We start from the raw sequence: 17,185 nt of genomic DNA on the forward strand, positions 1-17,185 counted from the left end.
GCGAGAAAGAGGCGTTTCATAAGAGATAATAGCAGCGTGTAAGCCGGCCAAACGAAAAAACCGTGCCGAGTCGTATTCGCACCCGGCAGGCGCGGGCCAGCTAATCCCAACCGTGACCAACTAACTTACTCAGCTATGGCCCGTACCGGCCGGGCCAGCAGCAACCCCAGAATGCCCAGCAGCGCCAGCGGCATCAGGAAATACACGAAATGTAACTCTGCCGGATTGCCCAGTGCCAAAGCCAAGCCATTGAGGGGCAGCAGCAAGGGCAGCAGCAACGCCAATAGTAACCCTTGCTGCTGCTTGGAAATGGTGGGGGCAAAGGCCAGCAGCGGCAGCAGCAGCACGGCATCGTAATACAAGTGGTAGGTGGTAAGGAGCGTGAGCGTGCTCAGTACCAAAAACAGGTACCAGTCGGTGAGCAGTGCGCCGCGCCGCCGCAGCCACCACAGCCGCAGGCCCGCGCCCAGCCACAGCAACCCGTGCAGCACCGAGTGCCAGGCGCTGCTACCTGGCCGCAGCCATTCGAGCACGTTGCCCAGCTCCACGCGTAGCGTCAGGCCCTGAGTGAGGGGATAATCGGGGTCGGTGGGGTCGAAGGACTGGGCGCGCACCTGCCCCAGCAGCTGCTGGTAGGTGGACAGCAAATCGAGGGGTGAAGCCGCCCAGTGCCACGCCACTGCGCTAAGTAGGGCCACTAGGCCGCCCGCTACCGCCAGGGGCAGCCACTGTTTTTTCCACAGAAACCACGCCGCAAACGGCAGCAGTAGCGTCACTTTAAAAGCGGCCAAGCCCAGAAGCACCCCAGCTAAAATTGCCGGCCATCCGAACGTTTTGAGTGCTGAATTCCGGGAGGTCGAAGCTATAGAATCCGAAGCTCCGGCGGCAAGACGCGGCAAACGGCTCTTGGTAGCGCCCCGGCTCACGGCCAGCGCACCCACGCCTAGCGCCAACGCCGCAAACGTAGGTTGCCCCGTGAGTAGGGCCGGGACAGTGCCTTTCAGGGCTAGCGCGGCCAGCAGGAAATGCCACCAGGGTATCGCTTTTTCTGGGGTCGTCCGCAAAACCTGGGGCCACAGCCGGGCAATCAGCCCCAGGCTAAATACCGCCAACAGGCCCCAAAGCGGCCACGCCACAGCGTACGGCAGTTGCCCCACGGAGCCGCCAAACAGCGCCGCGGCCCACGGCGGATACAGAAACGGCAGGTTGGGCAGGCCGGGCTGGGTGCGGCTGGTGAGGTTTTCCTGCTGCACGATGCGCTGCCAGCCGCGCTTCAGGGTGGCGTCGAGGTAGGGGTTTTGGCCGGCGCGCAGCACGGCCTGGCCCACGTAGCAAGTGCGGAAATCCATGGCCCGGTCGGCATCGGGCAGGGGTTCGCGCAGTACCCGGCTCAGGTTGAACAGGGCAATCAAAACCAGAAAAAGCAGGACGAAGCGCGGCACGGCGGCAAGTTAGCTACGGGCGGGCCGGGCACCGGGGCTGGTAGCGCGCTATTCGCTGGCCACGGGCTGCGTCGCCGCCTTCACGTCGTGGTGCTGTTCGAAGTAGGCGTAGCCCGGCATTAGCCCCCGCCAAAAAGCCGCGTGCGGGCTGGCCGGGCGCTTGGCCAGCTCTGGCTCGGTGAGGGGAAACGGGAAAATGTGCACCGGAATAGCCGCCTGCCCCGCTGCCTGCGCCGCCACGGCCAGCAGGTACACTTCCTCGATGCCGGCATCGGTGATGGGCAGGCAGCCGATGGTAACCTCCCCGCCGTGGATGAAAATGTCGCCGCCGGGGTGCGGCTCGCCCAGCGCGCGGTCGGCGGCGTTGGGGTAGTTGAGGCCCAGCGAGAGGTGGTAGTCGCTCTTGGGATTGAAGCGGTCGATTTCGTAGAAGCCTTCCGGCACCTGGTAGTCGCCCGCCCGGCGCTTGGGGCCCAGCTTGCCGGAGGTAGCCGCCAGCGGATAAGTTTGCAGCAGCTCAAACGGCCCACCGTTCTGGTTGCGGGCCCACACTTCCAGCTCCCGGTTGGTTTTGATGGCGCGCATCATAATTTCCAGTCGCCGCGCGTCGAGGTAATGGGTGCGCAGCAGGTTGGCCACGCCCGGCCCCGCGGCCGCATACGCCACCCGCACCCGCGGAAACCGCAGCTGCTGCTGCCAAAAAGCCGATTCCTTAGTGCCCGGTAGGTTGCCGCCGCTCGTTTCGGTTTCAACGGGCGGAGTGCAGGACTGGGCCAGCAGCTGCGTGAAGGACAAGAGTACCAACAGGCAGCACGACAAACGAGGCAGCATAAGTAACGGGCCAGAAAAGGTGAATGGACCTACAACGACATTCAGGTGTTTCTATTTTATGCACTGGTATTTTTTGTTTGCCAGCTTTAAAGAACTGGCCTGAGCCGAACCGAAGGCCAAGACGGGCAGCGAACAAAATTCAGCGCCTGCTATTTAAGCAATAGTTCGGTTTTTTGCAGCGGCTAAGCATCAGCACTCAGTGCCTGCCCGTAGCGTCCGCCCGTCAACTATCCCGTTCAAGCCGTTGGCTCGAATACCCCTTCCTCACGGAGGAGGGGTGTTTTTTTCTTTTGAAATCAGTCTTATGCAGCTCAAACCGCTATTTATCTTCCTCTCGGACCTGGCCAAACACAACGAACGGCCCTGGTTTCAGGAGCGTAAAGCCACTTACGACCAGCTGCGCGCCCAATTCATTGAGGACGCCGAATTCTGGGCCCGAGAGCTGGCTAAGCTGGACCCTATTTTGGCCGGGCCCGATGGGCGCACCAGCATTTTTCGCATCTACCGCGACGTGCGCTTTAGCAAAAACAAGGACCCGTACAAGACGCATTTCTCGGCCTACTTCACGGCCGGGGCGGGCAAGGAAATCGATGCCCCCGGCTACTACCTCCAGCTGGGGCCCAATGGTAACACTATGATTGCCGGCGGCCTCTACCAGCCCGATAAAACCCAGCTGGCTGCCATTCGGCAGGAAATCGACTACAATGCTGACGAGCTCAAAACCCTGCTCGCCGCCCCCGATTTCCAGCGCTACTTCGGCGGCCTGGGCGGCGACAAGCTCAAAAGGGCGCCCGCTGCCTACCCCATCGACCACCCCGAAATCGAGCTACTCAAGCACAAAGGCTTCATCGCCACCCACCAAATGCCGGACGTGGACGTGTTGAGTCACGCCGATTTCCGGTCGCATGTGCTGGAAGTATTCCGGGCCATGGTGCCGCTCTGCCAGTTCCTGCGCGGAGCCGTGGCTTCTTAGTTGCTGATTTGGTGGTTGCTGGTTGTTAGACAAGATGCTGACTAACAACCGACAACCAGCAACTAAAAACTCAGCAGTTCCTGCTCGTGGCCGTCGCGGAAAAGGGCGCTTTGCTTTTTCTCGCCGGCTTCGATGTTCACGATATTCATCTGGTCGCCGAATACGTCGAGCAGCATGGCCTGGCGTAGCTGCACGCCAGGCATCGGGCCGGGCAGGGGCACTTTGCAATAGAGCCAGTAGCCGTCCTTTTCCTCCTGCAGCCCCAGCACCTGCAACGGGAGCGGAGCGCCGGCAGCAGTGCTGAATTTGAGGGTGCGCTGCAAATAGGCCGTGGTGAGGGCCAGCGGGCGCGGACCGGCCTCGCTCAAGCTCACCGAAGTGGCCTGGCCCCGCGAAAGCGCCTTCTCAAAATCGTCAGTAAATACCTTTACTGAGACTTCCAGCTGCTTTTTGCTGGCGTTGTAGCGCAGCTCCATCAGGCTGGAATGGTAGGCGTGCAGCGCCCCGGCCACCGAAGTAGCTAGAAGAGTCAAGGACACCAAAACAGCCAGGAAAAACCGCATTTTGTTAGTGGTAAGTAATTAGTGATAAACGGTTAGTGGTTAATTGCGCTCAAATAGAAGCGGAATTAATCACTAACCACTATTCTAACTGACGTTACGCATCAACAGGTTGGCGCGCGTCTCTGACGCGCTGCCCACTGGCTCCGAGCCTCTGGCTCGTACGTGCAATGGCGTTGTGGACGACCTACCGATTCGAGCCAGAGGCTCGGAACCAATCGGCAGCGCGTCAGAGACGCGCGCCAGCCTCTCTGCGTAAGGTCAGTATTCTAAAACAGTTTCATTATCTGCTTGAAAACCAGAACGTAAGCCATTAAGGATAGGATGAGAAACGTGCCAACGCGCTGGGCACCTTCCATAATTCTATCGGACGGCTTGCGGCGCGCAATCATTTCGTAGAGCAGGAACACTACGTGGCCGCCATCGAGGGCCGGAATGGGCAGCAGGTTCATGAAGGCGAGCACCATGCTCAGGCCGGCGGCCAGGCCCCAAAAGTGCTGCCAGTCCCAGGTACCACCAAACTGCTGGGCAATTTCGACGGGGCCGCCCAGGCTTTCGGAGGCCGAAATTTCGCCCCGGCCCATTTTGGCAAATGCGCGGGCCTGCAGGCCAATTACCCCGAATGCCTTGTTCACGCCCTGCGGAATGGACTCGGCCAACGAGTAGCTGCGCGTGCCCAGGGTCAGCGTCGATTTGCGCTCGAAGCCGATGCGGCCCGACTCGCTCACTGCTATGGGCAGCGTCAAGGTTTGGCCGTCGCGCTCCACGATTACCGGGGCGGTTTTGCCCTTGTTGGCCAACAGCGCCGCCTGCAATTCATCGAAGAACTGCACGGGCCGCCCGCCCACGGTGGTGATTTTGTCGCCGGCTTTCAGGCCGCCTTTGGCGGCGGCCCCGCCGGCTACTACGCGCTCCACGGCGAAGGTTTCGCGGGGACGTACCAGCAGGCTGTCAGCGCTTTGCTTGGCAAATTTGTCGAGAAAGTCTTTAGGGATGTTAATGTCCACCAGCTGCCCGCCACGCTCCACGGTGTAGAACGAGTTGGTGCCCATAATCACGTCGGGCTTGTACACGTCGTCGAACTCGGTGAAGGGCCGGCCGTTGATTTTTACAATCTTATCGCCGGTCTGGAAGCCGATTTCGCGGCCCAGGCCGTTGGGCAGAATGCCGTAGCGCGCCTCCGAAGCCGGCAAAAACACGTCGCCGTAATGGAACGTCATAGCCGCGAAAATCACGATGCCGGTGATGACGTTCATGATAATACCGCCGAGCATCACCAGCAGGCGCTGCCAGGCGGGCTTGCCCCGAAACTCGTCGGGCTGGGGTTCGGCTGCGAGCGAGGCCGCGTCCTGCGTCTCGTCAATCATGCCGTGAATCTGCACGTAGCCGCCGAGCGGGAACCAGCCAATGCCGTATTCCGTCTCCCCAATCTTCTTTTTGACGAGGGCGAAATTCGCCACGTTCGGCATCGGAAACAGAAAGTCGAAGAAGATGTAAAACTTATCGACCCGAATTTTAAAGAGCTTGGCGAAGGCGAAATGGCCGAATTCGTGCAAGCCAACAAGTAGCGAGAGTGCCAGCAGGAGCTGGCCAATCATGGTGAGAATTTCCAAGGTGGAGAACTAGTAAAGGAAGGTTTTTTAACAGAATGTTATACTTCGCGGCGCGCTGCATAACGGCGTCTGGTTAGAGACATTTAATATTACAGTAGCGTTTCAGCTACCCGGCGCGTTTCCGCATCGGTGGCCACGAGGTCGGCCAGCAACGGTTCGGCAAGGTACGAAACCCGTGCCAGGCACTCGGCCACCACGTCCGACATCTGCCGGAAGCCCACGGCCTCGCGCAGAAACGCGGCCACGGCCACCTCGTTGGCGGCATTGAGCACGCAGGGCGCGTTGCCGCCCCGGCGCATGGCCCCAAACGCCAGCTCCAGGTTCGGGAAAGCGTCCCGGTCGGGCGCCTCGAAAGTGAGGGTAGGGTAATCGAGGAAGGAGAAGCGCGGGAACGTGTTGGCCAGCCGTTGCGGGTAGCCTAGGGCGTACTGAATGGGCAGCTTCATGTCGGGCAAGCCCAGCTGGGCTTTCAACGAGCCATCCTGGAACTGCACCAGCGAATGCACGATGCTTTGCGGGTGCACCACTACGTCAATCTGCTCGTTATTAAGCCCGAACAGCCATTTGGCCTCAATCACCTCTAGGCCCTTGTTCATCAGTGAAGCCGAGTCGATGGTGATTTTGGCGCCCATGTCCCAGTTCGGGTGCTTGAGGGCCTGCGCCTTGGTTACGGCCTCCATTTGCTGGGCAGAGCGGCCGCGAAACGGCCCACCGGAGGCCGTGAGGATGATTTTCTCGATGGGGTTCTGCTCTTCGCCCACCAGGCACTGGAAAATGGCCGAGTGCTCGGAATCGACGGGCAGCAGGCGCACGCCGTGCTGCTTCACCAGGCTGGTTATCAGCTCGCCGGCCACCACCAGGGTTTCCTTGTTGGCGAGGGCAATGTCTTTGCCGGCCCGGATGGCGGCCACCGTGGGCAGCAGCCCGGCGTAGCCCACCAGCGCGGTAAGTACAATGTCGATTTCGGGCCGCGTCACTGCTTCCGCCAGGGCGGCGGCGCCGGCCAGTACTGCTGTTTCGGGCTGGCCGGCCAGTGCCGCTTTGAGGGGCTGGTAAAAACTCTCATCGCCAATGACCACTACGGCGGGCCGGAATTCCCGCGCCTGTTGGGCCAGCAGCTCCCACTGCCGCTGGGCACTGAGCACGGCCACCCGGAACCGGCCCGGCTGCTGCCGCAGCACATCCAGCGCCTGCGTGCCAATGGAGCCCGTGGAACCCAGCAGGGCCAGCGTTTTCACCTTTTTCTCTTCAACCATAATGCTACTAACACGGAAACGTGGCAAAAGTACGCCGCCGCCCGGTGAGCCGCCGGCTGCTACACCCGCCGCAGGGCGGCATCCACATACTGGTCGATAACCGTAACGATGCTGCGGGCCTCCTGCGCCACGGCATCGGTGAGGTGCGCGGGGCCGGCAACCGGCGTGGTGCGCTCGGCCAGCGCGGTGAGGCGGACCAGCTGCGCGCCCAGCACCTGGTACACGGGCGCCCAGAGCACGGCGGAGGTTTCGGCGTGGGCACCCAAGGTGCGGCGCAGCTCCAGCAGGCGCATCATTAGGCCGGCCAGGGTGGCCAGCACGGCGCGCTCGGCCGGGTTGAACTGCCGGGGCGGCCCGTCGTAGATGCACAGCGAGCCGATGTTGTAGCCGTCGGGGGTGCGCAGGTTGTGGCCGGCGTAGAAGTGCAGGCCCAGCTGCTGCAACAGCGAAATATCGACACTGGATGGGCTGGCCTGGTCCAAGTCCTCAAACACGGCCGTTTCGTCCTGCAAAATGGTGGCTGAGCACAGGCTTTGCTGGCGCGGAATCCGCTCAATGGCCACGGGCAGGTTGTAGGGCGCTTTCACCAGCACCTGGTCTTTCTCGATGACGGAAAGCATGGCGTTCGACACGCCGAAGAGGCGGGCGGTGGCGGCCACCACTTCGTCCAGTACTTTTTCGCTGCTCGCGTCCAGTAGTTGGTAGCGGGCCAGGGCTTGCAGGCGGGCGGCGTCGTCGGCCGGAATCAGGGAGGCGGGAATGGAATTCAAGGGCACAAAGCAAAAAATGGGGCGGCGGCAAGAGCCGTCTTTTCCTCATACGGCAAAACCGGGCGCTACTACATGGCTTCCGCCAAAAAAAACGAAATTTTCGGCCGGCCCTGCTCGCCCGCTACCTTTGGGGCCGTGCTGCCCTCTTCCGCATTCGATTTTGACGTGGCCATTGTGGGCGCGGGCCCGGCGGGCACGGCGTGCGCGCTGGCCCTGCGCCAGAGCGGCCTGCGCGTGACCCTGCTCGATAAAGCGCAGTTTCCCCGCGACAAAGTGTGCGGCGATGCCATTCCCGGCCAGGCCTTCAAAGCCCTGCGCCAGCTCGACCCCGCTTTTGTGGAGGCGCTTTGGCCGCTTGAGCCGCGCGACGACGTGCGCGATTCCCGGCTGGTGGCGCCCAGCGGCACCAGCCTCACGCTGCAATGGAAGCTGCCCAGCTTCAACAGCCCCCGCGAAACGTTCGATGCCGCCCTGCTGGATTTGGTGCGCCAGCATTCGACCACCGAAATCATCGAAAACACCCGCCTCAAAAGCCTGGTGATTGAACCCGACCACGCGCGCCTGACCACCACCGACGGCCGCGAAATCACTGCCCGGCTCGTCATTGGCTGCGACGGGGCCAACTCCGTGGTGGGCCGTAAGCTATTGCCCGCCCCGCTCGACCGCGCCCACTACTGCGCCGGGGTGCGGGCCTACTACGAAAACGTGGCCGGGGCCAGCAGCGGCACCACCGAGTTTTTCCTCAGCAGCGACTACCTGGCCGGCTACGTGTGGCTGTTTCCGGTGGGCGGGGGCCGCTACAACGTGGGCCTGGGCATGCTGGCCGAAATCGTAGCCGCCCACAAAGTCGACCTCAAGGAAACCCTCACGCGGGTGCTGGCCACGCACCCCGAGCTGGCCGGCCGCTTCGCCCAGGCCCGCTTGCTGGGGCCGATTGTGGGGTTCGGGCTGCCGCTGGGCGGCGGGCGGGAGCGCAGCATCAGCGGCGCGCGGTTCATGCTCTGCGGCGACGCGGCGTCGCTCATCGACCCCTTACAGGGCCACGGCATCGACACGGCCATTCAGAGCGGCATTCTGGCCGGAGCCCAGGCGGCGGCCTGTTTCGAAAAGCAGGATTTCAGCGCCGAATTCATGCGGGAATACGATGCGCAGGTAGCCCACAAAATCGGCCGGAAGCTGGCCAAAAGCTACCGCCTCATGCGTTTCCTTAGCAACAAGGCGTGGCTCGTGAACGCGGCCGTGCGTCTGGCGCGGGTGCCCGGCCTCAAGCCCTGGGTGCAGCGGGCCATCGGGTAGGAGCGGGCGTACCTTTGCGGCTGCCTGTGTCGTTTGGTCTGCCGTTTGTTTTCCAGCGCAGCTTATCCTAAAAACTGGTCTGAAGCTCTGATGCCGCCGCCTCCGGACGGAAGTGTGCGGCATTTCTGGTGCCTTTCTCCCCGCTATTTATGTCTTCATTATCTGCTTATTTTTCCCAATACAAATCCAACGCTAAAAACGAAATTCTGGCTGGGCTGACCACGGCGCTGGCACTGGTGCCCGAAGTGGTGGCCTTCGCGCTGCTGGCCCACATAAGTCCGCTGGTGGGCATCGGGTCGGCGTTTGTTATTTGTTTGATTACGAGTGTATTTGGTGGTCGGCCGGGTATGATTTCGGGTGCGGCGGGCTCGGTGGCGGTAGTTATTGTGAGCCTGGTGGCGCAGCACGGCGTCGAGTACCTGTTCCTGGCCGTGGTGCTTATGGGCGTCATTCAGATTGGTATCGGGCTGCTGAAGCTGGGCAAATTTATTCGGCTGGTGCCGCAGCCGGTGGTGTATGGCTTCGTCAATGGCCTGGCTGTCATTATCTTCATGGCGCAGCTGGAGCAATTCAAGGTGCGCGACGCGGCCGGGGCGGAGCAGTGGCTCACGGGCACCCCGCTGCTGCTGATGGCCGGGCTGGTGGCCCTCACGATGGCCATTGTGTACTTCCTGCCGAAGCTTACCAAGGCGGTGCCGGCCTCGCTGGTAGCCATCGTGACGGTGTCGGGGCTGGTGATTTTTGGCGGGCTCCAGACCAAGGCCGTGGGCGACATTGCCTCCATCGCGGGCGGGCTGCCCACGCTGCACCTGCCGCAGGTGCCGCTCAGCTGGGCCACCTTCGCGCTGGTGCTGCCCTACGCCTTCATTATGGCGCTGGTGGGCCTCACCGAAAGCCTGCTCACCCTCACGGTGGTGGACGAAATGACCGACACCCGCGGCCGGGGCAACCAGGACTGCGTGGCCCAGGGCCTGGCCAACGTGGCCTCGGGCCTGACCGGCGGCATGGGCGGCTGCGCCATGATTGGCCAAACAATGGTGAACCTCGAATCGCGGGGACGCGGGCGGCTCTCGGGCGTAGTGGCGGCGGGCGCGCTGGCCTTGTTCGTGGTGGTAGGCGCGCCCGTGATTGAGCGGCTGCCGCTGGCCGCGCTGGTGGGCGTGATGTTCATGGTCGTTATCGGCACTTTTGAGTGGGCCAGCCTGCGCATTCTGCGCCGCATGCCCCGCACCGACGTGCTGGTGATGCTGCTCGTAACCCTCGTCACGGCCATTTCGCAGAACCTGGCGCTGGCCGTGCTGCTGGGCGTGGTGGTGTCGGCGCTGGCCTTTGCCTGGGAAAACGCCAAGCGTATTCGCGCCCGCCACCACGTGGATGCGGCCGGCGTGAAGCACTACGAAATCCATGGCCCGCTCTTTTTCGGCTCGGTGCAGGCGTTCGGCGAGAAGTTCGACGTGGCCCGCGACCCGGCCGAAGTCATCATCGACTTCCGCGAAAGCCGGGTGGCCGATATGTCGGCCCTCGACGCCCTGCACAAGCTCACCGACCGCTACCAGCGCGCCGGCAAAACCCTGCATCTGCGCCACCTCAGCCCCGACTGCCGCAAGCTGCTCGGCAACGCCGGCGCGCTGGTCGAGGTGAATATCGAAGACGACCCGCTCTACACCGTGGCGGGCGCGAACCGGGCGTATTGAGGAGAAATTGTCGGCCGGATGAGTTGTCGGCCATCTTTTGCTACTTTAGGGGCAAGTGCTTCTTTCGCCATCTTTGCCAAGAAGTAAAGGCTTACTTCATAACCCCCATGCTTCTTGAAGTCCGACTGTTCCTAGGCAGCCGGGCTTCTCCTTATTACAAAGAGTGCCGTTGGGCTAGGGGATATACCAAACGCGGGTAGTTCGAAGGTACAGTTGTCAATACCAGCGCTATGCACGTAGGACTAAATTTACGCCGGTATCGACGCTAACTATATTTGAAATAAATTGGCGCTGTTTCCTATGTTTGAGGTTACAACAACTCACACCATACGACTGCCACTATGGGAATGGATTATTACATCGTACCGGAACACGAAATCGCCTGTGAAGACAGCTTCCCCGATGGTCTTTCCTTCTTTTTCGAACAGGTAGGTGGATATGGCGAAGTCGCTGAGGTGGAGCAAGTCAGCAGAATATTGCAGATTGATTTGTCTGCATTTCAAGAAATAAGTTTTGAGGAAGACGAGGAGTATGATGACTTTGTTGCTGAATTGGAAGAAGGTGAGCATCCGAAAGTAGAGACATCAATTATCTGGCACGATACCGACAAAACCATAGCGTTAATCGATGCGTTTCTGACTAAAATTGAGACATTTCCTGATTATCATAAGCAGGTTCTGCATAACCCTAACCAGAATAAGCGCCTTGAATCATTTCTGCAGATAACCACTGCCGAAGACGAGGCGGAAATGGTGGGTCAGCTTCAAGAGTTGATAAATCAGCCACTTTTCGCTTATCCTCCTGACTACGGATACTTGAGCAAAGGAGAAATTGTAGAGGATTTGAAAAATCTCCGGCAAACACTAATATGCTATAAAAGCAGCGGTGTTTTCCGTTTTAAACTCCTTTATATGTAGCCGACCAGAAAGCCCCGGAAGCTACAGTTTCCGGAGCTTCCTCTTAACCCCCTCACCCCAACTCTCCCCACTGCATTCTCGCTCGTCAGCACCGTCTTCTCCATCAGTAACAAACCCACCCCGCGCCGCCTCCCGCCCTTCCGAGCTGGCCCCGGCGCATATCGCCGGACACCAAAAACCAATAAGCCCCAGCCGAAGAATCGGCCGGGGCTTATTGGTTATAGCGACTAGAGAAACCCTAGCGGCTGATGACCAGACGCTTGGTTATTACGGTATTTCCAGTGCTCACTTTCACCAGGTAGATACCGTTGGCCAGCGCTTCGGCCGGTATCAGCAGCGAAACTTGCTGGCCGCTGGCGGCAAGGCCGTTGCCCAGGGTGGCGAGGCGGGCCCCTTTCAGGTCGTAGAGGGCCACGGTGTAGGGGCTGGCCTGTGGCAGGCGGAAGGTCAGGCTGGCCGCGCCCTGGCCCAGCGGGTTGGGAGAGAGCGTGCAGCTGGTGCCGGCGGCCGGGGCCGTGGTGGCAGTGACTATGGCGCTGCAGCTGGTGCCCACAATGTAGGTGTGCGGAGTGGCCGCCGTGTTATTCTCCGGGCCGTTGGGCCCCACCTGATAGGTGAAGTACACGCTCGTGACGACGCCAGTGGCAATGGCCTTGGTGAAGGTGAAGTCGCCGGCGGCATTCTTCACCATGTTGTAGCCGGGGTAAGCACCGTTGTTGCCTTCGCGGATGTAGATGATGGCCAGGTTGCCGCCGGCCGTGGCGCCCAGCGGGTGGAAGGTGTAGGTCACGTTGGGGCCGACGGTTTCGGCGCGGTAGCTGTAGTCGGGCGTAACGGCGCACGAGCCGTCGGTGCTGCGCACCTGCACCGTGACGGGAGCCGAGGTAGTGGTGGTGCCGCTGTTGTCGGTGGCCACGGCCGTGAGCAGGTAGGTGCCGGTGGCCACGCCCGTCCAGGCGTAGGCGTAGGGCGCGGTCAGGTCTTCGCCCAGCTTGGTGCTGCCCTGGTAGAACTCCACTTTGGTGACGGTGCCGTCGGCATCGGCGGCGGCGGCAGCAATGTTGATGGTGGCCGGTGCGGTGAACGTTGAGGTGGCCGAGGGCGAAGTGAGGCTCACGGTGGGGGGGCTGTTGTTGGGGCCGCCGCCGCTGCACACCGTGCCCACGGTGTAGCTGTCGGGGTTGTTCACCGTGTTGTGTTCGGGCCCGCCTGCGCCAAACTGGTAGGTGAAATAAAAGCTGGTAACCACGCCGGTGGCAATGGCCTTGGTGAAGGTGAAGTCGCCGGCGGCATTCTTCACCATTGTGTAGCCAGGGTAGGCCCCGATACTGCCTTCGCGAATGAATATGATGGCCAGGTTGCCGCCGGCGGTGGCGCCCAGCGGGCGAAAGGTGTAGGTCACGTCGCCACCGCTGGTGTACACTTCGTAGCGAAACTCACCGTTGGCGGCCGTGTTCACGCAGGGAACGGCGCGCACGTCCAGCGCCACGGCCGCCGAAGTAGTGGCGTAGCCGTCGGCGGCCGTGGCCTTGGCCGTGAGCGAGTAGGCGCCGGGGCCTACGTTGGTCCAGTCGTAGGAGTAGGGGGCGGTTAGGTCTTCGCCCAGCTTAGTAGTCCCTTGGAAGAACTCCACCTTGGCGATGGCGCTGTTGGCATCGGTGGCCGTGGCGGTAATGCTCACGCTGGCCGGCGCCGTCAGGCTGGTGCCGCTCACGGGAGCCGTGATGCTTACGACGGGCACAATGGGGTCGGCTACCGTGATGCTCACGGCGGCCGAAGTAGTTGTCAGGCCGCCGGTATCGGTGGCGCGGGCCGTGAGGGCGTAGCTGCCCACCGGCGCGCCGGTCCAGGTGTAGCTGTAGGGCGCGGTGAGGTCTTCGCCCAGCTTGGTGCTGCCCTGGAAAAATTCCACCTTATAAATGCCGCCGGCATCGGTGGCATTGGCGCTGAGGGTGATGCTGGCGGGCGTGAGGAAGCTGGCATTGGCCGTGGGCGCGGTCAGGCTCACGGTGGGGGCGGTGTTGCCGGCCGCCGTCACGAATACCGTTACGGGGCTGGAAGTGGTGCTGGTGCCTTCATCGTCGGTGGCTTTGGCGGTGAGGGCGTACACGCCGGCCGGGGCATTAGCCCAGGTGTAGGCATAGGGCGCGGTGAGGTCTTCGCCCAGCTTGGTGCTGCCCTGGAAGAACTCCACTTTGGTGATGGTGCCGTTGGCATCGGCTGCCGTGGCGGCTAAGCCCACGCTGGCGGGCAGGACAATGATGGCATTAGCGGCCGGGGCCGTCAGGCTCACGGTGGGGGGCGGGTTGGCCGCCACGCCACCAGTGTAGCGCACGTCGTCGAAGTAGAAATCAGCCGGGCCAGTAGCCGGGTCGCCGGCAAACATAAACAGCCCGTTCATGGCCAGCAGGTCGATGTTCATGCCCTGGTTGGGCTGGTTGAAGGTGCTGAGCGGAATCGTGACTTCGTGCCAGCTGCCGTCGCGCACCAGCCCGAACTGCGTCGAGCCCGCTGGAAAGTTCACCCAGCTTTCGCCGTGCCCGCTTTTCACACCCACCTTAAACTGGCCGGCGTAGGTCGTCTTAAACTGAAATTTCAGCGCGCCGCTGGCGGCAAAGTTGCCCAGGTTTTTCACCGTGTTGTCCACGCCCATGCCAAACCAGTCGCCCGCGTTGGCGTGCACCGCCAGCACGTTGGCGCCCTCAAAGGGCACCGGGGCAGGCGTGGTGATATTGGTGAGGTTGTTCCAGTAGTAGAGGTTGGCATCGTTGCCATCGAAGGTCAGCTTGTTGGTGATGGCGGGGCGGTCCGAGAGCACACCGAATTCGCCGGCAAACGCCTGCTCCTTCCCAATGTACAGCTCGTCGCCGGGGCTTTGGTACAGGCGCACGTAGTCCACCAGCATGGCCGACGGTAGGGGAGCCGTGATGTCGCCGGGGCTCATCTTGCCCGTGTACACGCCACCCACGGCCAGGTTCAGCAGCACAAACTGCGGCCGGTGGAATTCTTCCATGTCGGGGGCGGTGATGTTCTGGCTGAAATACTGCACGTTATCAATGAATACCTTGATTTCGGTCGCCGTCCATTCCAACTTGTACAGGTGGTAGGCATCGGTGAGCGGGGTGCTGCCTTGGTAGAGCTGGCTCACAAAGTCGTGCTTGCCCTGGTTCTGCCAGTGCAGGGCCGCCCCGGCCCAGCTGTTCACATTGCTGGGGTAGGAGGCCGCGCTGCCCATCTCCATGATGTCGATTTCGCCGCTGGCGGGCCATTGGCCGCTCGCGCCCAGCATCCAGAAGGCGGGCCACAGCCCGTTCTGCAGGTTGCTCACTTTAATGCGGGCCTCCAGCGTGCCGTACTTAAAATGCATCCGGCCAAGGGTTTTCAGGCGGGCCGAGGTAAATTCCTTGCCCTGAAAGGCCTCGCGCCGGGCCTCAATGCGCAGGCTGCCGTTGTCGATACGAGCGTTTTCGGGCCGACTAGTATAATATTCGAGCTCCTGGTTGCCCCAGCCACACAGCGCGCGCTCGCAGCCATCGCCAAAGTCGAACGTCCAGGCATCGGGGTTAATGGTGGGGGCGTTGAAGTTCTCTTCCCAAACCAGGGATTGCTGGGCCGAAGCCGCGCGGCTGCCGAGGCTGGCTAGCAAAAGCAGCAGTAGCCACCGGCCGGCCTTGCGGCAACTATTCGAATAGTAAGGGTTTAAAATCATGCGTAGCGAGGGGTGGGAAAGGTGGAAGAGAAAAGACTTTGCCGTCGAAGAAAAAAGTGAACTGACGACTTAAAAAAAGCTGACTTCGTTACGCCAGTCGCTTGCGAACCAGAACAAACGACGAATATTAATTTTTATAACTATTCCGTTTTGTTGCGTGTGTAGCGTATAATGTTGTGCTGGAATTGCCGCAATCGTTTGCTGGAAAAAATGCTTTTAAAACGTATAGAAAGATATTATTGGTGTTTACTATGCGTGTGTGGTAAGCGTAAGGGCTTTAAGCGAATTGAATTTTTCCGAATCGAACCGCTTTTCTAATATAGCATAAATGCCTGGCAAGCCAAGGCAATAGGCTACAGAAGTCGGCACGTCGTAGGACTGCTCGCTACCAAAAGGGACTTGCTGGTAGCCGCGGCTTTGGCAGTAGGTTGGGGTGATTCATCGGGTGGATGGTTGGGCTGGACGAGTGGCTGCCGAAGCGCGGAGGCAGGAGCAGGGCTTGGGCAAATCGGAAAGGCGATTTCAAACGGAAACAGGCAAAAAAAAGCCCCGACACTGGGTAGTGCAGGGGCTAGTAAAATCAGCTGCTGAAGATTGGCTGGTCGCGTGCTACGCGCAGCATTCAGCTTTCACCCAAACATTCCCACCGCATTCTTGCTTGGCAGCGACGTTTTGCCAGTCAGAAAAATATCGACCTGCCGGGCCGCTTCGCGGCCCTCCGAGATGGCCCACACCACCAGCGACTGGCCCCGGCGCATGTCGCCGGCCACGAACACGTTGGGGCGGCTGGTGCGGTAGGCTTTTTCGGTGGCCCGCACGTTGCCGCGTTCGTCCAGCTCCACGCCCAGCTCCGTGAGCAGGCCGGTGGTGCGGGGGCCGGTGAAGCCCATTGCCAGCAGCACCCGCTGGCAGGGGATTTCGCGCTCCGAATCGGGCACGGCCTCGAAGCGCATGGGGCGGCCCAGCACGTCGGTTTCCCAGGTCACATCGTGGATGAGCAGGGCGCGGAGCTGACCGTTTTCGTCGGCCAGAAACGCCTTCGTGTTCACGCCCCAGTAGCGCTGGCAGCCTTCCTCGTGCGAAGACGTGACTTTGAGCACCATCGGATAATTCGGCCACGGCATGTGCTCGGTGCGCTCCTTAGGCGGCTGGGCCAGCAGCTCAAACTGCGTGACCGAGGCCGCGCCTTGCCGGTTGGAGGTGCCCACGCAGTCGGAGCCCGTGTCGCCCCCGCCGATGACGACTACTTCCTGACCAGCGACCACAATCGGCTCGTCGGCGAACTCCAGCTCGCTCACCCGGCGGTTTTGCTGGGTCAGGAAGTCCATGGCGAAGTGAATGCCCGGCAGGTCGCGGCCCGGAATGGCGAGGTTGCGCGGGATGCTGGCGCCGCCGGCCAGCACCACGGCATCGAAGGTGCTGGTCAGCTCTTCGCCCGACACGTCGCGGCCAATTTCGATGCCGCAGCGAAATACGATGCCGTCGGCTTCCATCACCTGAATGCGGCGGTCAATTACCCATTTGTCGAGCTTGAAATCGGGGATGCCGTAGCGCAGCAGGCCGCCGGGGCGGTCGTGCCGCTCAAACACCGTGACCGAGTGGCCCGCCCTGGCCAGCTGCGCGGCGGCAGCCAGGCCGGCCGGGCCGGAGCCCACCACGGCCACCGTCTTGCCCGATTTCAGGAGCGGGGCGCCGGGCTTCACCAGGCCCTTGGCAAAGGCGGTTTCGATGATGTGCTTCTCGATTTCCTCAATGGCCACCGCCGAGCTGTTGATGCCCAGCACGCAGGCTGACTCGCAGGGCGCCGGGCAGATGCGGCCCGTAAACTCCGGGAAATTGTTGGTGGAGGACAGGATGCGGTAGGCTTCCTCCCAGTCGCGCTCATACACCGCGTCGTTAAATTCGGGGATAATGTTGCCCAGCGGGCAGCCCGAATGGCAGAACGGAATCCCGCAATTCATGCAGCGAGCCGCCTGCTGATGGAGCTGCGGCTCGCTGTACGCGCCCACAAACTCGCGGCTGTGCGTCAGCCGCTCCTGCGGCGCTACCTTGGCGGGCAGCTCCCGCGCAAATTCCTTGAAACCCGTGACTTTGCCCATTTTATTTAGATATGATAATCTCAGG

Annotated in this window: 12 protein-coding genes; 4 read left to right on the forward strand and 8 right to left on the reverse strand. The window is 61.5% G+C overall.

What is annotated here, in order from left to right; translation table 11 throughout:
* Positions 1 to 125 precede the first annotated feature (125 nt).
* Together GM79_RS18115 and GM79_RS18120 are read right to left on the reverse strand one after the other, a co-directional pair.
* Positions 126 to 1,442 carry a glycosyltransferase family 87 protein gene (locus tag GM79_RS18115; protein WP_035566798.1) on the reverse strand — a complete coding sequence of 439 codons (1,317 nt, stop codon included), beginning with the start codon at positions 1,440 to 1,442 and terminating at the stop codon, positions 126 to 128.
* A 48-nt stretch (positions 1,443 to 1,490) separates the two neighbouring features.
* Positions 1,491 to 2,273, reverse strand: a complete 783-nt coding sequence (locus tag GM79_RS18120) for a murein L,D-transpeptidase family protein (RefSeq protein WP_200875626.1) — start codon at positions 2,271 to 2,273, stop codon at positions 1,491 to 1,493.
* A gap of 304 nt (positions 2,274 to 2,577) precedes the next feature.
* On the opposite strand from GM79_RS18120, the gene GM79_RS18125 reads away from it, so the two are divergent.
* A complete protein-coding gene (locus GM79_RS18125) occupies positions 2,578 to 3,246 on the forward strand; it encodes a DUF2461 domain-containing protein (RefSeq protein WP_035566800.1) in 669 nt (222 codons plus the stop codon).
* A gap of 62 nt (positions 3,247 to 3,308) precedes the next feature.
* On the opposite strand, the gene GM79_RS18130 is transcribed toward GM79_RS18125, so the two are convergent.
* The 4 genes from GM79_RS18130 to GM79_RS18145 form a co-directional block, all read right to left on the reverse strand.
* Positions 3,309 to 3,785, reverse strand: coding sequence for a DUF6702 family protein (locus GM79_RS18130; RefSeq protein ID WP_152560070.1), 477 nt, complete (start codon positions 3,783 to 3,785; stop codon positions 3,309 to 3,311).
* A gap of 290 nt (positions 3,786 to 4,075) precedes the next feature.
* The gene (gene rseP / locus GM79_RS18135) at positions 4,076 to 5,419 is read right to left on the reverse strand and encodes an RIP metalloprotease RseP (RefSeq protein ID WP_035566806.1); all 1,344 of its coding nucleotides are present in this window, start codon (positions 5,417 to 5,419) and stop codon (positions 4,076 to 4,078) included.
* 89 nt (positions 5,420 to 5,508) lie between these two features.
* Complete coding sequence (locus GM79_RS18140) at positions 5,509 to 6,675, reverse strand: 1-deoxy-D-xylulose-5-phosphate reductoisomerase (protein ID WP_035566809.1); 1,167 nt, start codon at positions 6,673 to 6,675, stop codon at positions 5,509 to 5,511.
* A 59-nt stretch (positions 6,676 to 6,734) separates the two neighbouring features.
* Positions 6,735 to 7,445, reverse strand: coding sequence for a GAF domain-containing protein (locus tag GM79_RS18145; RefSeq protein WP_035566811.1), 711 nt, complete (start codon positions 7,443 to 7,445; stop codon positions 6,735 to 6,737).
* 72 nt (positions 7,446 to 7,517) lie between these two features.
* On the opposite strand from GM79_RS18145, the gene GM79_RS18150 reads away from it, so the two are divergent.
* From GM79_RS18150 to GM79_RS18160, 3 genes are all read left to right on the forward strand, one after another.
* The gene (locus tag GM79_RS18150; RefSeq protein ID WP_051719046.1) at positions 7,518 to 8,741 is read left to right on the forward strand and encodes an NAD(P)/FAD-dependent oxidoreductase; all 1,224 of its coding nucleotides are present in this window, start codon (positions 7,518 to 7,520) and stop codon (positions 8,739 to 8,741) included.
* 149 nt (positions 8,742 to 8,890) lie between these two features.
* A complete protein-coding gene (locus tag GM79_RS18155; protein WP_035566813.1) occupies positions 8,891 to 10,435 on the forward strand; it encodes a SulP family inorganic anion transporter in 1,545 nt (514 codons plus the stop codon).
* Between the two features lie 347 nt (positions 10,436 to 10,782).
* On the forward strand, positions 10,783 to 11,352 hold the full coding sequence (locus GM79_RS18160; protein WP_035566816.1) for a hypothetical protein: 570 nt from the start codon (positions 10,783 to 10,785) through the stop codon (positions 11,350 to 11,352).
* Positions 11,353 to 11,590: 238 nt separating this feature from the next.
* Here GM79_RS18160 and GM79_RS23325 read toward each other — a convergent pair whose 3' ends face one another.
* Together GM79_RS23325 and GM79_RS18170 are read right to left on the reverse strand one after the other, a co-directional pair.
* Positions 11,591 to 15,061 (reverse strand): Ig-like domain-containing protein, encoded by a 3,471-nt coding sequence (locus GM79_RS23325; RefSeq protein ID WP_051719047.1) that lies wholly within the window; start codon positions 15,059 to 15,061, stop codon positions 11,591 to 11,593.
* Positions 15,062 to 15,690: 629 nt separating this feature from the next.
* Complete coding sequence (locus tag GM79_RS18170; protein WP_035566818.1) at positions 15,691 to 17,160, reverse strand: glutamate synthase subunit beta; 1,470 nt, start codon at positions 17,158 to 17,160, stop codon at positions 15,691 to 15,693.
* Between the last annotated feature and the right edge of the window lie 25 nt (positions 17,161 to 17,185).

This window comes from Hymenobacter sp. IS2118, from assembly GCF_000715495.1.
In the GTDB taxonomy this organism is placed as follows: Bacteria; Bacteroidota; Bacteroidia; order Cytophagales; family Hymenobacteraceae; genus Hymenobacter.

Coding starts and splice junctions, on each gene's coding strand:
- GM79_RS18120 (WP_200875626.1), bottom strand. CDS start 2,273: ATGCTGCCTCGTTTGTCGTGCTGCCTGTTGGTACTCTTGTCCTTCACG.
- GM79_RS18125 (WP_035566800.1), top strand. CDS start 2,578: ATGCAGCTCAAACCGCTATTTATCTTCCTCTCGGACCTGGCCAAACAC.
- GM79_RS18140 (WP_035566809.1), bottom strand. CDS start 6,675: ATGGTTGAAGAGAAAAAGGTGAAAACGCTGGCCCTGCTGGGTTCCACG.
- GM79_RS18150 (WP_051719046.1), top strand. CDS start 7,518: ATGGCTTCCGCCAAAAAAAACGAAATTTTCGGCCGGCCCTGCTCGCCC.
- GM79_RS18155 (WP_035566813.1), top strand. CDS start 8,891: ATGTCTTCATTATCTGCTTATTTTTCCCAATACAAATCCAACGCTAAA.
- GM79_RS18160 (WP_035566816.1), top strand. CDS start 10,783: ATGGATTATTACATCGTACCGGAACACGAAATCGCCTGTGAAGACAGC.
- GM79_RS23325 (WP_051719047.1), bottom strand. CDS start 15,061: ATGATTTTAAACCCTTACTATTCGAATAGTTGCCGCAAGGCCGGCCGG.
- GM79_RS18170 (WP_035566818.1), bottom strand. CDS start 17,160: ATGGGCAAAGTCACGGGTTTCAAGGAATTTGCGCGGGAGCTGCCCGCC.